The sequence below is a fragment of the Peribacillus frigoritolerans genome, assembly GCF_001636405.1.
GTDB classification, from domain to species: Bacteria; Bacillota; Bacilli; order Bacillales; family DSM-1321; genus Peribacillus; species Peribacillus frigoritolerans.
Window position 1 is genome coordinate 2,283,679 of record NZ_KV440950.1, and the last position, 17,041, is coordinate 2,300,719.

The 17,041-nt window shown below is 41.2% G+C and carries 15 protein-coding genes and 1 riboswitch; of the genes, 13 read left to right on the plus strand and 2 right to left on the minus strand.

Annotated features, from left to right (window positions below; all coding sequences use genetic code 11):
• Window positions 1-111: 111 nt before the first annotated feature.
• From A6755_RS11170 to A6755_RS11225, 12 genes are all read left to right on the plus strand, one after another.
• A complete protein-coding gene (locus A6755_RS11170; RefSeq protein ID WP_063590680.1) occupies window positions 112-1,758 on the plus strand; it encodes an FAD-dependent oxidoreductase in 1,647 nt (548 codons plus the stop codon).
• A 157-nt stretch (window positions 1,759-1,915) separates the two neighbouring features.
• Window positions 1,916-3,076 carry a D-alanyl-D-alanine carboxypeptidase family protein gene (locus A6755_RS11175; protein WP_034308112.1) on the plus strand — a complete coding sequence of 387 codons (1,161 nt, stop codon included), beginning with the start codon at window positions 1,916-1,918 and terminating at the stop codon, window positions 3,074-3,076.
• Window positions 3,069-3,662 (plus strand): nucleoside recognition domain-containing protein, encoded by a 594-nt coding sequence (locus A6755_RS11180; RefSeq protein WP_034308110.1) that lies wholly within the window; start codon window positions 3,069-3,071, stop codon window positions 3,660-3,662. The genes A6755_RS11175 and A6755_RS11180 overlap by 8 nt, the downstream gene beginning before the upstream one ends.
• Window positions 3,663-3,675: 13 nt before the next feature.
• Complete coding sequence (locus A6755_RS11185; protein ID WP_376708005.1) at window positions 3,676-4,203, plus strand: spore maturation protein; 528 nt, start codon at window positions 3,676-3,678, stop codon at window positions 4,201-4,203.
• Between the two features lie 303 nt (window positions 4,204-4,506).
• Window positions 4,507-5,247 carry a 23S rRNA pseudouridine(2605) synthase RluB gene (gene rluB, locus A6755_RS11190; RefSeq protein ID WP_034308106.1) on the plus strand — a complete coding sequence of 247 codons (741 nt, stop codon included), beginning with the start codon at window positions 4,507-4,509 and terminating at the stop codon, window positions 5,245-5,247.
• Window positions 5,248-5,456: 209 nt separating this feature from the next.
• Window positions 5,457-5,987: a thiol-disulfide oxidoreductase ResA gene (gene resA / locus A6755_RS11195; RefSeq protein WP_053535624.1), complete on the plus strand. Its 531-nt coding sequence runs from the start codon at window positions 5,457-5,459 to the stop codon at window positions 5,985-5,987.
• Between the two features lie 18 nt (window positions 5,988-6,005).
• Window positions 6,006-7,655: a cytochrome c biogenesis protein ResB gene (gene resB, locus A6755_RS11200; RefSeq protein ID WP_063590681.1), complete on the plus strand. Its 1,650-nt coding sequence runs from the start codon at window positions 6,006-6,008 to the stop codon at window positions 7,653-7,655.
• Window positions 7,648-8,826 carry a c-type cytochrome biogenesis protein CcsB gene (ccsB, locus tag A6755_RS11205; RefSeq protein WP_063590682.1) on the plus strand — a complete coding sequence of 393 codons (1,179 nt, stop codon included), beginning with the start codon at window positions 7,648-7,650 and terminating at the stop codon, window positions 8,824-8,826. The genes resB and ccsB overlap by 8 nt, the downstream gene beginning before the upstream one ends.
• Before the next feature lie 293 nt (window positions 8,827-9,119).
• Entirely contained in the window at window positions 9,120-9,836 is a 717-nt protein-coding gene (locus tag A6755_RS11210; RefSeq protein WP_034308096.1) for a response regulator, read from the plus strand.
• Window positions 9,833-11,626, plus strand: coding sequence for an ATP-binding protein (locus tag A6755_RS11215; protein ID WP_063590683.1), 1,794 nt, complete (start codon window positions 9,833-9,835; stop codon window positions 11,624-11,626). Before A6755_RS11210 ends, A6755_RS11215 begins: the two co-directional genes overlap by 4 nt.
• A 216-nt stretch (window positions 11,627-11,842) precedes the next feature.
• On the plus strand, window positions 11,843-12,403 hold the full coding sequence (gene sigX, locus A6755_RS11220) for an RNA polymerase sigma factor SigX (protein ID WP_034311299.1): 561 nt from the start codon (window positions 11,843-11,845) through the stop codon (window positions 12,401-12,403).
• Window positions 12,369-13,598: a rhoptry family protein gene (locus A6755_RS11225; protein ID WP_063590684.1), complete on the plus strand. Its 1,230-nt coding sequence runs from the start codon at window positions 12,369-12,371 to the stop codon at window positions 13,596-13,598. Before sigX ends, A6755_RS11225 begins: the two co-directional genes overlap by 35 nt.
• Before the next feature lie 48 nt (window positions 13,599-13,646).
• On the opposite strand, the gene serA is transcribed toward A6755_RS11225, so the two are convergent.
• Window positions 13,647-15,221, minus strand: a complete 1,575-nt coding sequence (gene serA / locus A6755_RS11230) for a phosphoglycerate dehydrogenase (RefSeq protein WP_063590685.1) — start codon at window positions 15,219-15,221, stop codon at window positions 13,647-13,649.
• 321 nt (window positions 15,222-15,542) lie between these two features.
• Window positions 15,543-15,679, plus strand: a riboswitch (FMN riboswitch).
• A 164-nt stretch (window positions 15,680-15,843) separates the two neighbouring features.
• On the opposite strand from serA, the gene A6755_RS11235 reads away from it, so the two are divergent.
• Window positions 15,844-16,425, plus strand: a complete 582-nt coding sequence (locus tag A6755_RS11235) for an ECF transporter S component (RefSeq protein WP_034308089.1) — start codon at window positions 15,844-15,846, stop codon at window positions 16,423-16,425.
• Between the two features lie 139 nt (window positions 16,426-16,564).
• Here the strand turns inward: A6755_RS11235 and A6755_RS11240 are convergent, their stop codons facing one another.
• Complete coding sequence (locus A6755_RS11240; protein WP_034308087.1) at window positions 16,565-16,813, minus strand: ferredoxin; 249 nt, start codon at window positions 16,811-16,813, stop codon at window positions 16,565-16,567.
• Between the last annotated feature and the right edge of the window lie 228 nt (window positions 16,814-17,041).

Here is a 17,041-nt window from a genome sequence, read left to right on the forward strand (position 1 = left end):
AATCGTCCGACATGATACAATGACAAAAGGCACTTACCTAAAATAAGTGCCTTTTGTTTTTCAAAATAATCAGTTTAGCACGTTATAATCATTCAGCAAGGAGCACAAAAGATGAAAAAAATATATGATTTATTAATTATTGGCGGCGGTCCTGCAGGCCTCTCAGCCGGTGTTTATGCAGGAAGAGCGAAGCTAAAGACGATAATTCTTGAAAAAGGCACTGGCGGCGGTCAAGCTACAACTACTTCGGAAATAGCCAATTATCCTGGTATCCGTCATATATCGGGTCCTAGGTTAGTTGAAGAAATGAAGCTTCAAAACGAAGATTTTGGCGTTGAGTTCGCCAAAGCTGATGTAACGGGTGTGGATTTCTCCGGTGAGGTGAAAGTGGTTAAAACCCTTGGCGGGGACTACCATGCACGCGCCGTCATCATTGCAACGGGTGCTTCACCAAGAACGCTAGGATTTCCAGGTGAAGAGGAATTCACTGGCCGCGGTGTAGCTTATTGTTCAACATGTGATGGTGAATTCTTTGAAGGGTTGGAAGTTTTCGTTATCGGCGCAGGATATGCAGCCGCTGAAGAAGCGATATTCCTGACACGTTTTGCTACAAAAGTCACAATCATCGCCCGTGAATCAAGCTTCTCGTGTGCCCCGTCCATTGTTGATAAAGTAATGGCAAATGATAAGATTGAAGTGAAATTCAATACGGAAATCCTTGGGGTTCATGGAGACGGGATGATTCAAAGTGCACGTTTCATCAATAACGTTACCAAAGAAGAATTTGAATATAAGGCGAAGGAAGAAGACAATACATTTGGCGTATTCGTTTTCATAGGTTACGAACCGAAAACAGAGATATTCAAGGGCCATATCGAAATGGATGATGCTGGTTACATTTTAACCGATGATGATATGAAGACTAATGTGAATGGTGTCTATGCGGCGGGCGACCTAAGGCCAAAATCCTTGCGCCAGATTATCACAGCTGTATCCGATGGAGCGATTGCAGCAACGGATGCCGGCAAATATATTGAGGAAGAAAAAGATCGCCTGGGAATCAAGGATGAACCTGAAGTTGAAAAACCGGCGAAAAAAGAACAGGCAGCTGTCCCAGCAGGCAAGAGCGCTTTATTAAGTGATGCGTTACGTGGCCAATTAAAGGGAATCTTCGGCAAGATGGAGAGCGACGTTACTATGGTGTCCATTGTCGATGACAGTTTGCCAAAATCAGTCGAATTGCGAGACTTCCTGTTGGATGTTGCGGAATTAGGAGATAAGCTTCATCTTGAGTTATACAACAAAGGGGAAAATGCGGAAATCGAAGAAAAAATCAATGCGGATAAGTTCCCTGTCGTTGCCCTCTTAAATTCAAATGGTGAATACAGTGGCGTCAAGTTCCACGGTGTACCAGGCGGCCATGAGTTGAATTCCTTCATTTTGGCCATCTATAACCTGGCTGGACCTGGTCAAGCATTGGATTCAGCGGTATTGAATTCAATTAAGGGAATCAGTAAAAAAGCGAACATTAAGGTCATGGTTTCATTGGCATGTCACTACTGTCCAGACGTTGTTGTGGGTGCACAGCGCATAGCGATTGAAAACCCTAACGTTGAAGCTGAAATGGTCGATATAAGCAATTTCCAGGAAATCAAGAAGAAATATAAAGTCATGAGTGTGCCGGCCATGATCATCAATGATGAACAAGTGGTATTCGGAGCTAAGAAAATTGATGAAATCGCTGCACTATTAGTATAATAGAACACTAAATCGATAGGAGTCCCTATCGATTTTTTTTATGGGAATTCTCCCTTGAAAACAGTGGATATCATGAAGGTTTAGATTCTTTTATTCATAACCCTTGTCCCTTTGCATAAACTTGTACAAAAACAAGTAAAGAGACGAGGGGGCACTCATGCGTTTTCTATATAAAGGGTTATCGAGTATGTGTATCGTCATTCTCCTGTTGTCTTTCATGGCACCTGTACAAAGCGCCAATGCAAATGTATCCGTAAGTGCCCATAGCGCGATTTTAATGGATGAGGATAGCGGAAGGGTCATTTATGAAGTGAATGCTCATGAAAAGAATCGCATAGCAAGCATTACGAAAATAATGACGGCCATCTTGGCTATTGAATCGGGACAGATGGATGAGACAGTGAAGGTGAGCAGCAATGCCTTCGGGACGGAGGGATCTTCCCTTTACTTAAAAGTAGGAGAAAAAATTAAGCTCGAAGATTTGGTATATGGCTTGATGCTTCGTTCAGGTAATGATGCAGCAGTGGCAATCAGCGAAAAGGTTGGCGGAAGCCTGGATGGATTCGTCTGGATGATGAATCAAAAGGCTGAAGAAATAGGGATGAAAAATACCCACTTTTCAAATCCACATGGTTTGGATAATACGAAGAACCATTATTCAACCGCCTATGATATGGCCATTCTCACTCGTTATGCCATGCAAAATGAAACGTATGCGAAGATTGCCGGCACAAAGGAACACAGGGCACCTAATTCCACAGAACAATGGGATTATGTATGGAAGAACAAAAATCGCCTACTTACACAATTATATGAGTATTGCACAGGGGGGAAAACAGGGTATACGAAACTAGCAAAACGTACCTTGGTCACGACGGCAACAAAAAACGAGCATGACCTGATTGCTGTGACATTGAATGGTCCGGATGATTGGAATGATCATATTCACATGTACGAATCCGCCTTTAAGGATTATAAGCCAACAGAAATTTTACCCGCAGGCATGGTGGAAAACATGGAAAATAAAATATATAAAGGACATGTCTATATTAAAAATGATTTTTCATACCCACTGACAAACGAAGAGAGAGAATTGGTCAAAGTGAAAATGAAATTGTTGAAGCCCCAGAAGGCTTGGGATGATAAAAGGAAAATCCCGGAGGTTGTCGGCAGAGCATCCATCTATCTTGATGGGAAGAAAATAGGAACTCGGTCAATTTTTTATGGGGAAGCAAAAGAAAGCTTCAAGCAACAATCATTCCAATCTTCATGGGCTGAAGTATTTGAAGCGGTATTGGGAATCGGACGCAATGGTTAATTACATTTGGGTCGGGATGTTCGTGATCGGTATCGTCTTTGGCATGGTTAATGGAACGATGGATCAGGTGAATGAAGCTCTATTTGTCAGCGCAAAGGAAGCGGTCACCCTTTGCCTGGGACTGATGAGCATACTTGTCTTTTGGCTGGGTTTGATGAAAATAGCGGAGGAATCGGGGCTGTTAGATAAACTATCCAACTTGTTCAAGCCGTTCATGAGATGGCTATTCCCTGAAGTGCCTCCTAATCATCCCGCTATGGGGTATATACTTTCCAATATGATGGCAAACACATTCGGGTTGGGGAATGCAGCTACGCCTCTTGGTATAAAAGCCATGGAACAGCTTAAGAAACTAAATGGAGGAAAAGCAACGGTCAGCCGTTCGATGGTCACTTTTTTAGCAATCAATACCTCAAGCGTAACGTTGATTCCAACTACTGTCATTGCGATCCGCATGAACTACGATGCCCACTCCCCGACGGACATCGTATTTCCGACCATAATAGCAACGGCCATTTCTGCGGTTGGAGGAATCGCGATAGATCGATATTTTTATTACAGGAGAAAGAGGAGCGGGAGGGAATAGGATGTTGCACTGGATGACTACCATTTCAATTTGGATGATACCTGTTTTGATCCTCGGAATATTACTGTATGGCACATTGAAAAGAGTTCCCACCTATGAGACCTTCGTTGAGGGGGGGAAAGAAGGAATCAACATGTCCTTTTCCCTCATCCCTTTCCTGGTGGGGATGCTTGTGGCAATTTCGGTATTTAGGGCATCAGGGGCCTTGGATTTCATTGTACAATCACTAAATCCCTTGCTTTCCCTTCTTCATTTTCCATCTGAGGTTTTACCCCTCGCGATTATTAGACCAATATCCGGAACAGCAGCTTTAGGAATCACCAGCGACCTGATATCGGTTTATGGACCGGATTCCTTTGTTGGCCGCTTGGCTGCCACGATTCAGGGGAGTACGGATACCACCTTCTATGTATTGACCGTTTATTTTGGAGCCGTCGGAATCAAAAAAATGGGTGATGCCCTTAAGGTCGGCCTTTTGGCAGACTTGATCGGAATCATAGCTGCCGTTATTGTCGTCACACTGGTTTTCGGAATGAATTAAAATGTAGGGAAATGGACGATTCCATTTCTTTTTTTTTGTCTTTTTTCTTAAAAGCAGCCCTCCATTATTAAGGTGTATTCAAACTTTCATCAAAAGAAACATTTTTTTGTATGGAAAAATAAGCTATGTTACACTCATTATGGAAACCAACCCATTTAACCGTCCCATTATTGGTGTAATAATAAAAGAAAAGCTCTTAATCGCGAAAAACCTTTTGTTTTTGCCTCTCAATATGTAATAATTGTATGATTGTGTATGTATAGACAATAACAAACGAATGATTATACTATGGGGTGAAGATAGATGGAACGATTACAAAAGGTGATAGCACATGCTGGACTGGCTTCCCGCCGTAAAGCAGAAGAGTTGATTTTAGAAGGTAAGGTAAAAGTGAACGGCAAAGTAGTGAAGGAATTAGGTGTGAAAGTGGGGCCTAATGATAAGGTTGAGGTTAATGAAGTCCCGCTTGAAAAAGAAGCTCCGGTTTATTTCCTATTCTATAAACCGCGCGGCGTCATTTCGGCCGTTTCTGATGATAAGAACAGAAAAGTCGTAACGGACTTTTTCCCTTACATCAATGAACGAATTTATCCAGTTGGCCGCTTGGATTACGATACTTCGGGCTTGTTGATTTTAACCAATGACGGGGAATTTGCAAACACATTAATGCATCCGAAGCATGAAGTGGATAAAGTGTATGTGGCAAAAGTGAAAGGGATGCCTTTGCGTGAAAGCTTGAAAAAGCTGGATAAGGGAATCAAGTTGGAGGATGGCAAGACTGCTCCGGCCAAGACAAGGGTATTGTCTACCGACAAGAAAAAGGAAACGGCCATAGTTGAAATCACAATACATGAAGGCAGGAATAGGCAAGTCCGCCGGATGTTCGAAGCAATTGGCCATCCCGTCATTAAATTGAAGAGGGAGCAATATGGTTTCTTGACCTTGGATGGTTTAACTGCAGGGGATTCCCGGGAGCTGACTCCACATGAAGTTAAATTAATGCGGACTTTAGCAACGACCGAGCCTAAACAGCGGAGAATGTAAGCTAGTATTTTTCCCGTATTGATAGGTTGAAACCACTACCCCATTCTTCCCCTGGAAGAAATGGGTGGTGGAAAACAACCTGTAAATACCTTTTCCTTCATGAATCGGGAAAGAATGTCACAAAACCTTCAGAAATGTAAATATAAAGGACATGGCGTTAAATGGTATAATGGTATGGTTAAATTTAGTGTGGCCTTAGGAGGATCTCTATGGATAAAAAGAAGCGACGCCTCATTAGCAGAACCATCATTCTCCTGCTTTTAGGTGCAGCTTTAGTGTTTGCCCTTTATACGAACTTCACTAAAGATAAGAATGAAAGCCTGAGAAAAGGATCCGAAGCACCCAATTTCGTCTTGACTGATATGGAAGGTAAAGAGCATAAACTTTCAGATTACAAGGGAAAAGGCGTCTTCCTGAATTTTTGGGGTACATATTGCAAGCCGTGTGAATATGAAATGCCTTATATGGAAAATCAATATAAAAACTTTAAAGACCAGGGCGTTGAGATATTGGCCGTTAACGTCGGGGAATCTGACTATGCTGTCAATAATTTCATTACAAAGCATGACCTTACATTTCCTGTCATGATCGATAAAGGTAGGGAAGTGGAAAATGCTTACCGCGTGGATATATTGCCTGTCTCCTTTTTGGTTGATAAAGAGGGGAAAGTGATAGATATCATCACCGGAGCTTTGACAGAAGAGAGCATCCAAAAGCATATGGAGAGAATTAAACCATAATATTGGGGAGTTTTTGACATGAAAGAAGTAAAATGCGATTGTGGTCATGTAAATCCGTTTGGCACAAAGATATGCGGGAAATGCGGAATGGTGCTTGGTAACGAAAAAGAGAACCAGCTTATTGATATGAGATATGAAGGAAGTGCCAGGCGTTCACAAACATATAAAAAAACGATCATCGATAAAATATGGAATTTCTTTTCTTCCGTTAAGGTCGGGGTGACGCTCATTGTCATTGCTTTGATCGCTTCAGCTATCGGGACGATTTTACCCCAGGAAATGTACATCCCTTCAACCGCGACGCCTGCAGAGCATTATGAACTGGAATATGGCTGGTTCGGAAGGGTGTATTATGAACTCGGGTTTCATAACTTGTATAGTTCATGGTGGTATTTGATTATCATAGGAATGCTGGGCATATCACTATTGATTGCCAGTATCGACCGGTTCTTTCCGTTATATCGATCGTTAAAAAAGCAAGGGGTCACACGTCATGACGGTTTCATGAAACGTCAGCGGATTTATGGGGTGACAAAGCTTGAAGAACAAGATATAAACCTTGAAGAAGTAAAGGATAGACTAAAAAGGCAGCGTTATCATATACGAGAGGAAAACGGTCATATACTTGCCGAAAAAGGTCGTTTTTCACGTTGGGGACCCTATGTCAATCATATTGGACTTATCATTTTCTTAATTGGAGCATTATTGCGTTCCGTCCCTGGGATGTATATCGACAAAGTACTTTGGCTGCGTGAAGGCGAGAGAAAAGAAATCCCGGGTACAAATGGTCAATACTATCTTCAGAATAATGAATTTACCTTAGAGGTGTATGACAAAGAGAGTGAAGAAGATAAGCAGTACAGTGCTGCAATTGATAAAACCGGTACGATCGCAAAAACATATCAATCCGATGTTACGCTCTATGAGCGCAAGGGAGAAACCTTACCAGGGGAAAAAGTGGACCTTGATAAGCTTAAAGATTATAAAATCAAAGTCAATGAACCTCTGAAACATGATCATTATGCCCTCTACCAAGTAGACTATAAATTGGATGAGCTCAGTACGATGGCTTTTAATTTGATAAATAAAAAAACCGAAGAGAAATATGGAAGCTTAAAGGTTGATTTGAACAACCCTCAAAAGAAATACGAGTTGAAAGAAGGATATTCCGTTGACTTGATCAGTTACTTCCCTGATTTCGAGTTCGATGAAAAAGGCGAACCTAGAACGATATCGAAGATTCCGAATAATCCAGCATTTATCTTTAAGATGCATACTCCGGATAAGCCAGAGGGTGAAGTCAGTTTCGTAGCGATTAAGGAGACTGTGGAGCCTTTAGGGGAAAACACTTATAAAATGGCTTTTAATGGTGTGGAAACCCAAGATGTCACGGCTTTGACCGTCAGGAAGGATTTAACGCTTTGGATCTTATTCACGGGTGGAATCATCTTCATGATCGGCGTTGTCCAAGGGTCTTATTGGAATCACCGGCGTATATGGATCAAGAGGAAAGATGATGAGATACTTTTGGCCGGCCATACAAACAAAAACTGGCACGGCATTAAAAGAGATATAAAACAAGCGATAGAATCAACATCACTTTCCGAACCAATGGATCAACTTGAAGAGGAGAAATCTTCTAGTAAGGGGGAAGTTTTAAATGGCTGAATTAAGCAGTAACCTTTTATATGCAGCTTTCATTTTATATCTGATCGCTACCTTTTTATTCGGGGGATCGATCAAGGATAAACGCGGTGCGGAGGAAAAGAAACAAAACAAATGGGCAAAACTGGGCATTTTCGTCACCATTATCGGGTTCGCGGCGCAAATTGGGTATTTCATCACTAGATGGATTGCTGCCGGCCATGCCCCAGTAAGTAACCTGTTTGAATTTACGACCTTTTTCGGAATGATGCTGGTCGGTGCTTTCATATTAATTTATTTTCTTTATAAAACACCTGCACTTGGGCTATTCGCTTTACCGATAGCATTATTGATAATCGCTTATGCAAGTATGTTCCCTACAGAAATTTCGCCACTCATCCCTGCTTTGCAGAGTGATTGGCTCCATATTCATGTAACGACTGCAGCGGCAGGACAGTCAATCCTTGCCATAAGTTTCGTTACTGCCATCATTTATTTAATCAAGTTCGTTGATCAGACACAATCAAGCAAAAGAACGTTCTGGCTTGAAGTCATCATGTTCACATTAGTCTGCACCATCGGTTTCGTCATCATCACTTCTTCTTTTGCTGCCATGGATTATAAGGCGAATTTTGATTGGGTCGATAAAAAAGGTGCCGAAGTCAAACAGGAATTCAACCTGCCGGCATTGGTAGGTCCCAATGAAGGGAAACTCATCGAGACGTATCGATTTGAACCGCTGGTGGACATGCCTGCACTGATCAATGCCAAGAAACTGAATACTGTTCTTTGGTCATTCGGCATGGGACTCGTCCTGTATGGTTTAATAAGGTTGATTGCTCGCAAAAGAGTGGCAGCTTTGATTAAACCGATCGTTAAAAATGTGAATTTGAATTTATTGGACGAGATTAGTTATCGTTCGGTCCTTATCGGTTTTCCGATTTTTACACTCGGTGCCCTCATTTTTGCAATGATCTGGGCCCAAGTGGCCTGGACACGATTCTGGGGCTGGGATCCGAAAGAGGTCTGGGCATTGGTTACTTGGTTGTTTTATGCGGCTTTCTTGCATCTGCGGATGTCAAAGGGGTGGCAAGGGGAAAAATCGGCTTGGCTTGCCGTCATCGGTTTTGCCATCATCATGTTTAACCTGATTTTCGTCAATCTTGTTATTGCTGGTTTGCATTCATATGCTTGATTCTGTATTGTAATGGTTAGATGAAGGGGGTCTTTTGATAGAAACGTCGAGAGTTGGCTTATCGATTTTTCTAGAGAATGATCCCTTTTTCTGTCAATCCCATTCAATGGGAATATTTCGTGAAATAGCAATTATCCATTCTTGATGGGCGGTCGGAGTCTTTTTTGTGACAAAATGGTGAAAGGTTCATGGAAGCCTTGTGAAATCGGCTCTTTATCGTACGATGTAAGGAAAAAGTATTAGTCATGGAAGTATTCATTTTGTAGAATATATCATAGGAGGCTGATTACATAATGTATAACGCTATTAAAATTCTCGTGGTGGATGATGAGGAAAGAATCCGCCGGCTGCTGAAGATGTATTTGGAAAGGGAAGAATACATAATCGATGAAGCTGAAAATGGAGATATGGCTTTAACAAAAGCCCTGGAAAATGATTATGATTTAATTTTATTGGATATTATGATGCCTGGGAAAGATGGAATCGAAGTTTGCCGTGAATTAAGGGAAAAGAAAACGACTCCAATTATCATGCTGACGGCTAAAGGGGAAGAAGTGAACCGTGTTCAAGGATTCGAAGTGGGGACCGATGATTATATCGTAAAGCCGTTCAGTCCCCGTGAAGTCGTGTTAAGGGTTAAAGCTTTATTGCGTCGCTCTTCAAGCACAGGTTACATGCAGACGGAAACGACGGCAAAAGATGTGATCGTCTTCTCACATCTAACAATAGATAATGATGCCCACCGTGTACTTGCTGATAACAAAGAGGTTTCATTAACACCGAAAGAATATGAATTGTTATATTTCTTGGCGAAATCCCCAGATAAGGTTTTTGACCGGGAGCAATTGTTAAAAGAAGTATGGCACTATGAATTCTTTGGAGATCTTCGAACTGTAGACACGCATGTTAAACGCTTGCGTGAAAAATTAAACCGCATATCCGAAAACGCAGCCAAGATGATTGTGACCGTTTGGGGTGTAGGTTACAAGTTCGAAGTCATTAATGACTGATGCTATGGGGCAGTGTTGTAGGGAAGCTATGGGCAACGATTTTATTGCTCGTGTCGTTTGTATTAATTGTTTTAACCGTTCTGCTAGTCGAATTCTTTGAGAATTTCCAAATTGAAAATATTGAAAATGATTTAACCAAAACGGCTGAACAAATCATTAAGGTGACCAATGAACATCAGGGATCCAGCAATGAGGTATTACAAATAGCTTCGGAATTAATAGGCAATGAAACGAAAATGATCATTCTTAATGATGACAAAATGGTATTCTCATCCATCGGTGGAGATAATGAGTTTGAAATCACGCCGGAACTCATTAAAAATGACCCCGAATTGCTCAAGGTTTTTACGGAAAGAAAGACTGTAAAAAAGGAAATGGCGCTATCGGATGATGCGGGAAACGAGGGCTTATCCGCAATCGTGGTAGGCATTCCGCTTGAATTGAATGGGGAACAGGATGAAGTGTTCCTATTTCAATCGTTGGAGTCCATGGAAGAAACCACAAAATCCACTACACAGTTCATTTTATTGGCAGCGGGCATCGCCATTATTTTGACAACGATTTTTGCTTTCTTTTTATCTACAAGAATCAATGCTCCATTGGTGAAGATGAGGGAAGCAGCCCTAGCGATTGCCCGGGGGAAATTTGATACAAAGGTTCCAATACTGACTCAAGATGAAATCGGTGAGCTGGCCATAGCGTTTAATCAGATGAGAAAGCAGCTGAAATTCAATATGAATGCACTTAGTCAGGAAAAGGAACATCTCTCCAGCATTCTTAGCAGTATGGCAGATGGGGTCATCACCTTCAATAAAGACGGCACAATTCTTGAAACGAATCCGCCAGCGGAAAGGTTTCTCCAATCCTGGTATTTTGAAAAGGGCTATAACCGGGAAGATAATGTGAATGTCCCTTTGGTTTTGATGAATCTTTTTGATGAATCTGAGTCCTTCGATAAGGAACAAGTCGGTGAAATTACCTTGCAGGGCCGTAATTGGGGATTGATTGTCAGTCCGCTATATACAAATGGCGACAATATTCGGGGAGCGGTGGCCATCATAAGGGATATGAGTGATGAAAGACGTATGGACAAACTCAGGACTGATTTCATAGCGAATGTCTCCCATGAGTTAAGGACCCCGATTTCAATGTTGCAAGGATATAGTGAAGCGATTGTAGATGACATTGCGGGCAGTGAAGAGGAAAAGGTGGAAATGGCCCGCATCATCTATGATGAATCTTTGAGAATGGGACGTTTGGTCAATGATCTACTCGATCTAGCTAAATTGGAATCGGGTAAAATGAATCTTAGCTATGAATGTGTACCCGTTTCTCCATATTTAAAGAGGATTACAAGTAAGTTTTCTGGGCTGGCTAAAGAAAAAGGGATTACTATATCAGCCAGCCTGCAAGACAATCAGATTCAATGGCATTTCGATCCGGACCGTATTGAACAGGTTTTGACCAATTTAATTGATAATGCGATTCGTCATACTCCCCCAGGCGGTAACATTGATGTCATTCAGAGGACAAGTGATCGAAGGGGACTGATCATTGATGTGAAGGACTCTGGATCTGGAATTCCCGAAGAAGATCTGCCTTTTGTATTCGAGAGGTTTTATAAAGCGGATAAAGCAAGGACCCGCGGCCGTTCGGGTACCGGATTGGGTTTGGCAATCGTAAAAAATATAATCAATGCCCATGATGGCTACATTTCGGTAAACAGTTTACCTAATAAAGGGACGACATTCAGTATCATTTTGCCTCGAATTATGGAAAACGCTGAATGAATGACAGGTAGATCGCCAGATAATCTTGTTTCATAAAGAACTGCGAAGACAAAGGCAATTGGATTTCTTTCCAACTTGTCTTTGTTTTTTTAGGAAACAAAATAAGAAGTACCTGATATGTGGAAATTAACGGAATTTTATAATAAGATTAAAGCCGAAGTATGTAACTTTTGTTTAGGATTGACGACTATATTTATGAACGGATGTGGGGAAATGATGGATTCCGTTTTCCACGATCTTTATGAAAAATATCATCAGGAAATATATCAATTCATTTTCTATATGACTAAAAATCGAGAAACCGCCGAAGATCTTGTTCAGGAGGTCTATATCCGGGTGATGAAGGCCTATGAACGCTTCGAAGGAAAAAGCAGTGAAAAAACGTGGATGTATTCGATTGCCAGAAATGTGACGATTGATCACTTTCGGAAACAAAAAGGTTGGAAAGACAAAATCTTTCCTAATTTTGATTGGGATAGGCAATTGCTAAAAGATGAAGAGCCCATTCCCGAGGAAGTGGCTATCAAGAACGATGAAATCCAAGATATTTACCTATGTTTAAACCGGTGTACCACGAATCAAAGATCCGTGATCATTTTACGATATATTCAGGGGTTGTCCATTACGGAAACTTCTGAAGTATTGAATTGGAGTGAAAGTAAGGTAAAAACGACCCAGCACCGAGCTTTGAAGGCCATTAAAAAGTTGATGGAAGATTTATCAGGAAAGGAGGGCCACCGCATTGAGGAGATCCCGTTGGAAAGAAAGCGAAATTGAAGACATGCTGCGCGAGCTTCCCACATTAAAAGATGACCGGACCAAGGCAGAGGTGTATGCGAGAATACATAATAAAAAGAAAAAGAAGAAGAAACACTGGATACCTCTATTCGCGGGTGTTGCCTCCTTATTCTTAATGGTTGTTTTGGCATCATCGTTCATTATTGAAAAAAAAGGAACGACAAGTCGAGAAGACAGCGGCAGCAGTGGGAAATTATCTCTATCTGAAAGTAAGGAAATGGCAGATCTTGAACGGAAGGATTCAAGTAACCAAGAAAAGCCCTCTGAAGATAAACAGGAAGCTCAAGAGTTTTCGAGTAACCAAGCGAAAATCGAATCCAAAGACAAGTTTTCAGAAATGGAACCGCGAAAAGGGGAAAAGGAAAAGACATTTGAACAAGCGATCTACCAGGATGACCTTAAAAATGCCTCGATCATTACGATGGGTGTCCCGGATGATCAAATGAATTTCATCGTTCCCATTTCAATTAAACTTAAACATCATGATGAAAGTGATACACTGAATCAGTTAGTTAATCAAATGTCCGATATTGATGAAGCGCAATATGGGCTATCTGACTATTTTCCGCTTGATATAAAGATTAGCCAAGGAAACGATATAAACACTGCACATATCGATTTTCCAGAAAAAAGCCAACTGTTGGCTGAAGATACACTTTTTCTCCATTCGATGGAAGAAACGCTTTCCTATAACAATATAGAGAAAATGACATTTTCCACAGAAGGTAAGCAAGGTGCCAGGTTTGCGCATGCGGGATATTTAAAGGAGGTGGATATACCTCATCAAAAAAAACGCACATACCTTCTTTATCAAAGGGATGAGTCCTCTCCAAGTTTCCTTGTTCCAAGCAATATGGGTTATCGGGACTTTGAGGAGGCGCTTCAAGCCGGAAAAGGGGAGGCGGACATCGAGGGAATTTCACCTGCAATCCCACATGGCCTGAAATGGGAAAGGATAAGCTCTAATGGAGATCTTGTGACCATTCACCTATCAGATCAAGCCGTTATTGAAAATAGTCAGGAAACACTTCAAGCTTTAGAAGCCATACTCTTCATAGCTAAGGATTTTGGTTTTGAAAAAGTGAAGTTTGAAAATGCTCCTATTGAAGAGGTGGGAAAGCTGAATTTAACGGAAGACATAATGGTGCCCGAAGCACCGAACCAAGTGAATTGAATGCATTAACAGAAAAAAAGTGCCCGCGCTGCGGGCACTTTTTTCTTCTTATAATGAAATACGGGCCAAGAACGTAATTTCTTCTGTTTCCATTAAAAACTGTTTCATGTTGTCTTCTAATGGTAAATCGAAGCTCAAAACCATGATGGCTTCACCGCCAGCTTCTTTTCGGCCAACCTGCATGGTGGCGATATTCACTCCGTGATCACCCAGGACCTTACCTACGTTACCGATTACACCGGGTTTATCGGTATGCTGGATATAAAGTAAATTCGATTCTGGGTGAAAGTCGATTTTGAAACCATTCAAACTTACAATTCGAGAACCGTAATTTTCGATATAGGTCCCACTTATTGTTAATTCTCGGTTGTCACCTTTTACTTTAAGGCTGATCAAATTCGAGTACCCTAAAGAGTCCGTAGAGATTTTTTCACCAATGGTTATGCCACGCTCTTTTGCGATCAACAAGGCATTCACTTCATTGACTGATGCATCGACTCTTGATCTTAAAAAGCCGGAGATTAAACTTTTTGTAAGAATCGCGGTGTCGAAATCCAAAGATTCTCCTGCATATGTAACGGAGATTTCCTGAATTCCTTCATTCATGCACTGGGAAGCAATCGATCCCATTTGCTGAACAAGTTGATGGAATGGCTGTACCTTTTCAAACACTTCTTTAGATATGGCTGGAAGGTTGATTGAACTTGAGACTGGATTTCCTTCGAAATAGGTCAAAACTTCTTGGGCAACCTGTACGGCGACATTCAATTGGGCTTCTTTCGTGGAAGCGCCTAGATGCGGTGTAGCAATGACGCTGTCCAGTTCCAGCAGTTTATGGCCAAGTGGAGGTTCTTCGACGAAAACGTCCAGTGCCGCCCCTGCAACATGCCCTTGAACTAACATTTCATATAAATCATCTTCGTCTAGAATTCCACCACGGGCGCAGTTCAGTACATAAACCCCTTTTTTACAGGTAAGCAGTTTTTCTTTATTAATTAATCCTCTAGTTTCATTCGTTAGTGGTGTATGAACAGTAATGATGTCTGCTTTAGGAAGCAATTCATCCAATGGCAGGGCCGTTACGGACATTTTCTTTGCACGATCTACAGTCAGGAACGGGTCATAGACAATGACATCCATGCCAAACACTTTAGCACGTTTGGCAATTTCCCCTCCGATGCGTCCAAAGCCAACTATGCCTAATGTTTTTCCACGAAGTTCAGTTCCCGTATATGAAGAACGTTTCCAATCCCCATTTTTCAATGAAGCATAAGCTTGCGGGATGTGGCGCATTAATGAAGCCATCATCGCGAATGTATGTTCAGCTGTTGAAATGGTGTTACCGTCAGGTGCATTAACCACGACAATCCCGCGTTTTGTCGCTGCGGGGATGTCTATGTTATCAACACCGACACCAGCGCGTGCTATAATTTTCAACTGCGGCATACGGTTCATTAAATCTTCCGAAACCTTCGTTGCACTTCTCACAAGAATTGCATCGATCTGATCAAGTTCGTTTGCAGCTTCCTCTACGGTCTTCTGAATGAGCTGAATATTGGATGCCTCTGAAAGCGGTCCGAGTCCTTCTGGTTTAATGGCGTCTGCTACTAAAATCCGATACACGTCTAAACACCTTCCTAAGGGAAAAATTATCTTAAATTTCAGTTAATTTTACAATTGAAATGCTGATAATGTCAATTTGGCATATCTGAATGAAAGCGCTTAAACAAATGTTTTTCTTCTGATCATCCGTTTAATGTGGCGATATAAATGGCTTTGTCTCCTTTTGCGAAAAATTTTCGAATTGTCATATTGTAAATCCGCCATTTGTTTTAAGCCGTTCACTGCGACAATCGATATTCATCCTACATGCATTAAATGAGAAAAAATGCTATCAAAAAAAAGGCATTTCAGATATAATGGGAAGTATAAAAAATTTTATAGGTCTATCTTCGGGGCGGGGCGCAATTCCCCACCGGCGGTGATGAAGGAATTTCTACTTCTAAGCCCGCGAGCCTTACAAGGCAGGATTTGGTGTGATTCCAAAGCCGACAGTATAGTCTGGATGGGAGAAGATGGAGGTTCCTTAGTGCGTTTCAACAGTTATTTGCTGAACGTTTGTTTGATGTAACCTTTAATTTATCCCTTTAATTCCATTGGAATTAAAGGTTTTTTATTGAACATCAACATATTTTGGAATCCTAACCTCTTTTTCAGGTAGATCGGAAAAGAAGGAGAGAGAACTATGAAAAAGAACAAAGTGAAAAAAATGGTCTCACTTGCCATGATGGGAAGCATTTCGTATTTATTGATGCTTTTAAATTTCCCGTTTCCGGGATTCCCGCCTTTTCTCAATGTTGATTTTAGCGACATACCAGCACTGATGGCGGCATTGATTTTCGGTCCGATGGCTGGAATTCTAGTCGAGTTCATTAAAAACCTATTGGATTTAGTCATGACAGGGACCTTGACTGCTGTGCCTGTAGGGCATATCGCTAACTTTATAGCCGGAATACTTTTTGTCTTGCCAACTTATTATGTATTTCAGAAAATCAATTCAAAAAAAGGAATGACGTTCGCCTTACTTGCGGGAACAGTTTCCATGGCAGTATTCATGAGCGTATTGAACTATTTTGTCTTTTTACCGGCTTATACCTTCTTTATGGGATGGGATGCCATGTCGGCGCCCGAGTCTAGAAAGTTCGTTACGACGGCAATCCTGCCTTTCAACGTTATTAAAGGCGTGCTCATCACATCTGTATTCATGTTGCTGTTCATTAAATTACAGACCTGGATCAATAAGCAAACATTATATAAAAATGCTTAATGGCATTGACGATAGATATGAAAAAACAACCGGATATCCATATCCGGTTGTTTTTTCATGCCTGTTTTTTGGTAGGGAAGATGTAATGCGACATTGGCCAAAAGAAAAAGCCATTCTCGATTGAAAATGGCTTGTACCTTTATTCGAATTTTAGTGCATCTCCGTCAAATGCCTCGTCAGCAACTTTGATGGAATCCGTTGGGCATCCTTCAAATGCATCCATCATGTCGTCTATAAGTACATCTGGAATTTCAACGATACCCTCGTTATCGTCAAGGGTAACAAATGCAATCCCTTCGTCATCATAATCATATATATCTGGTGCCGCTGCTCCGCAAGCTCCACAAGCTATGCATGTTTCTTTATCCACAATAGTAAATTTTGCCATGAATATAACCCCTCCTAAGTTGATTAACAACTGATAATCTTTTTATTTCAGATTATTATCTCTTTCTTATTGTAAGACCGAATGCCAAACTTTTCAATAGAAATTGTATTGATAATAACTATCATGTAGCTGAATGTCAACGAAAAACATCGAAATAATTGACTTGGACCTTTCCATGTTTCGTCATTTAGTCACATAATTTCCGTTGTATTCATCAATAATAACGGC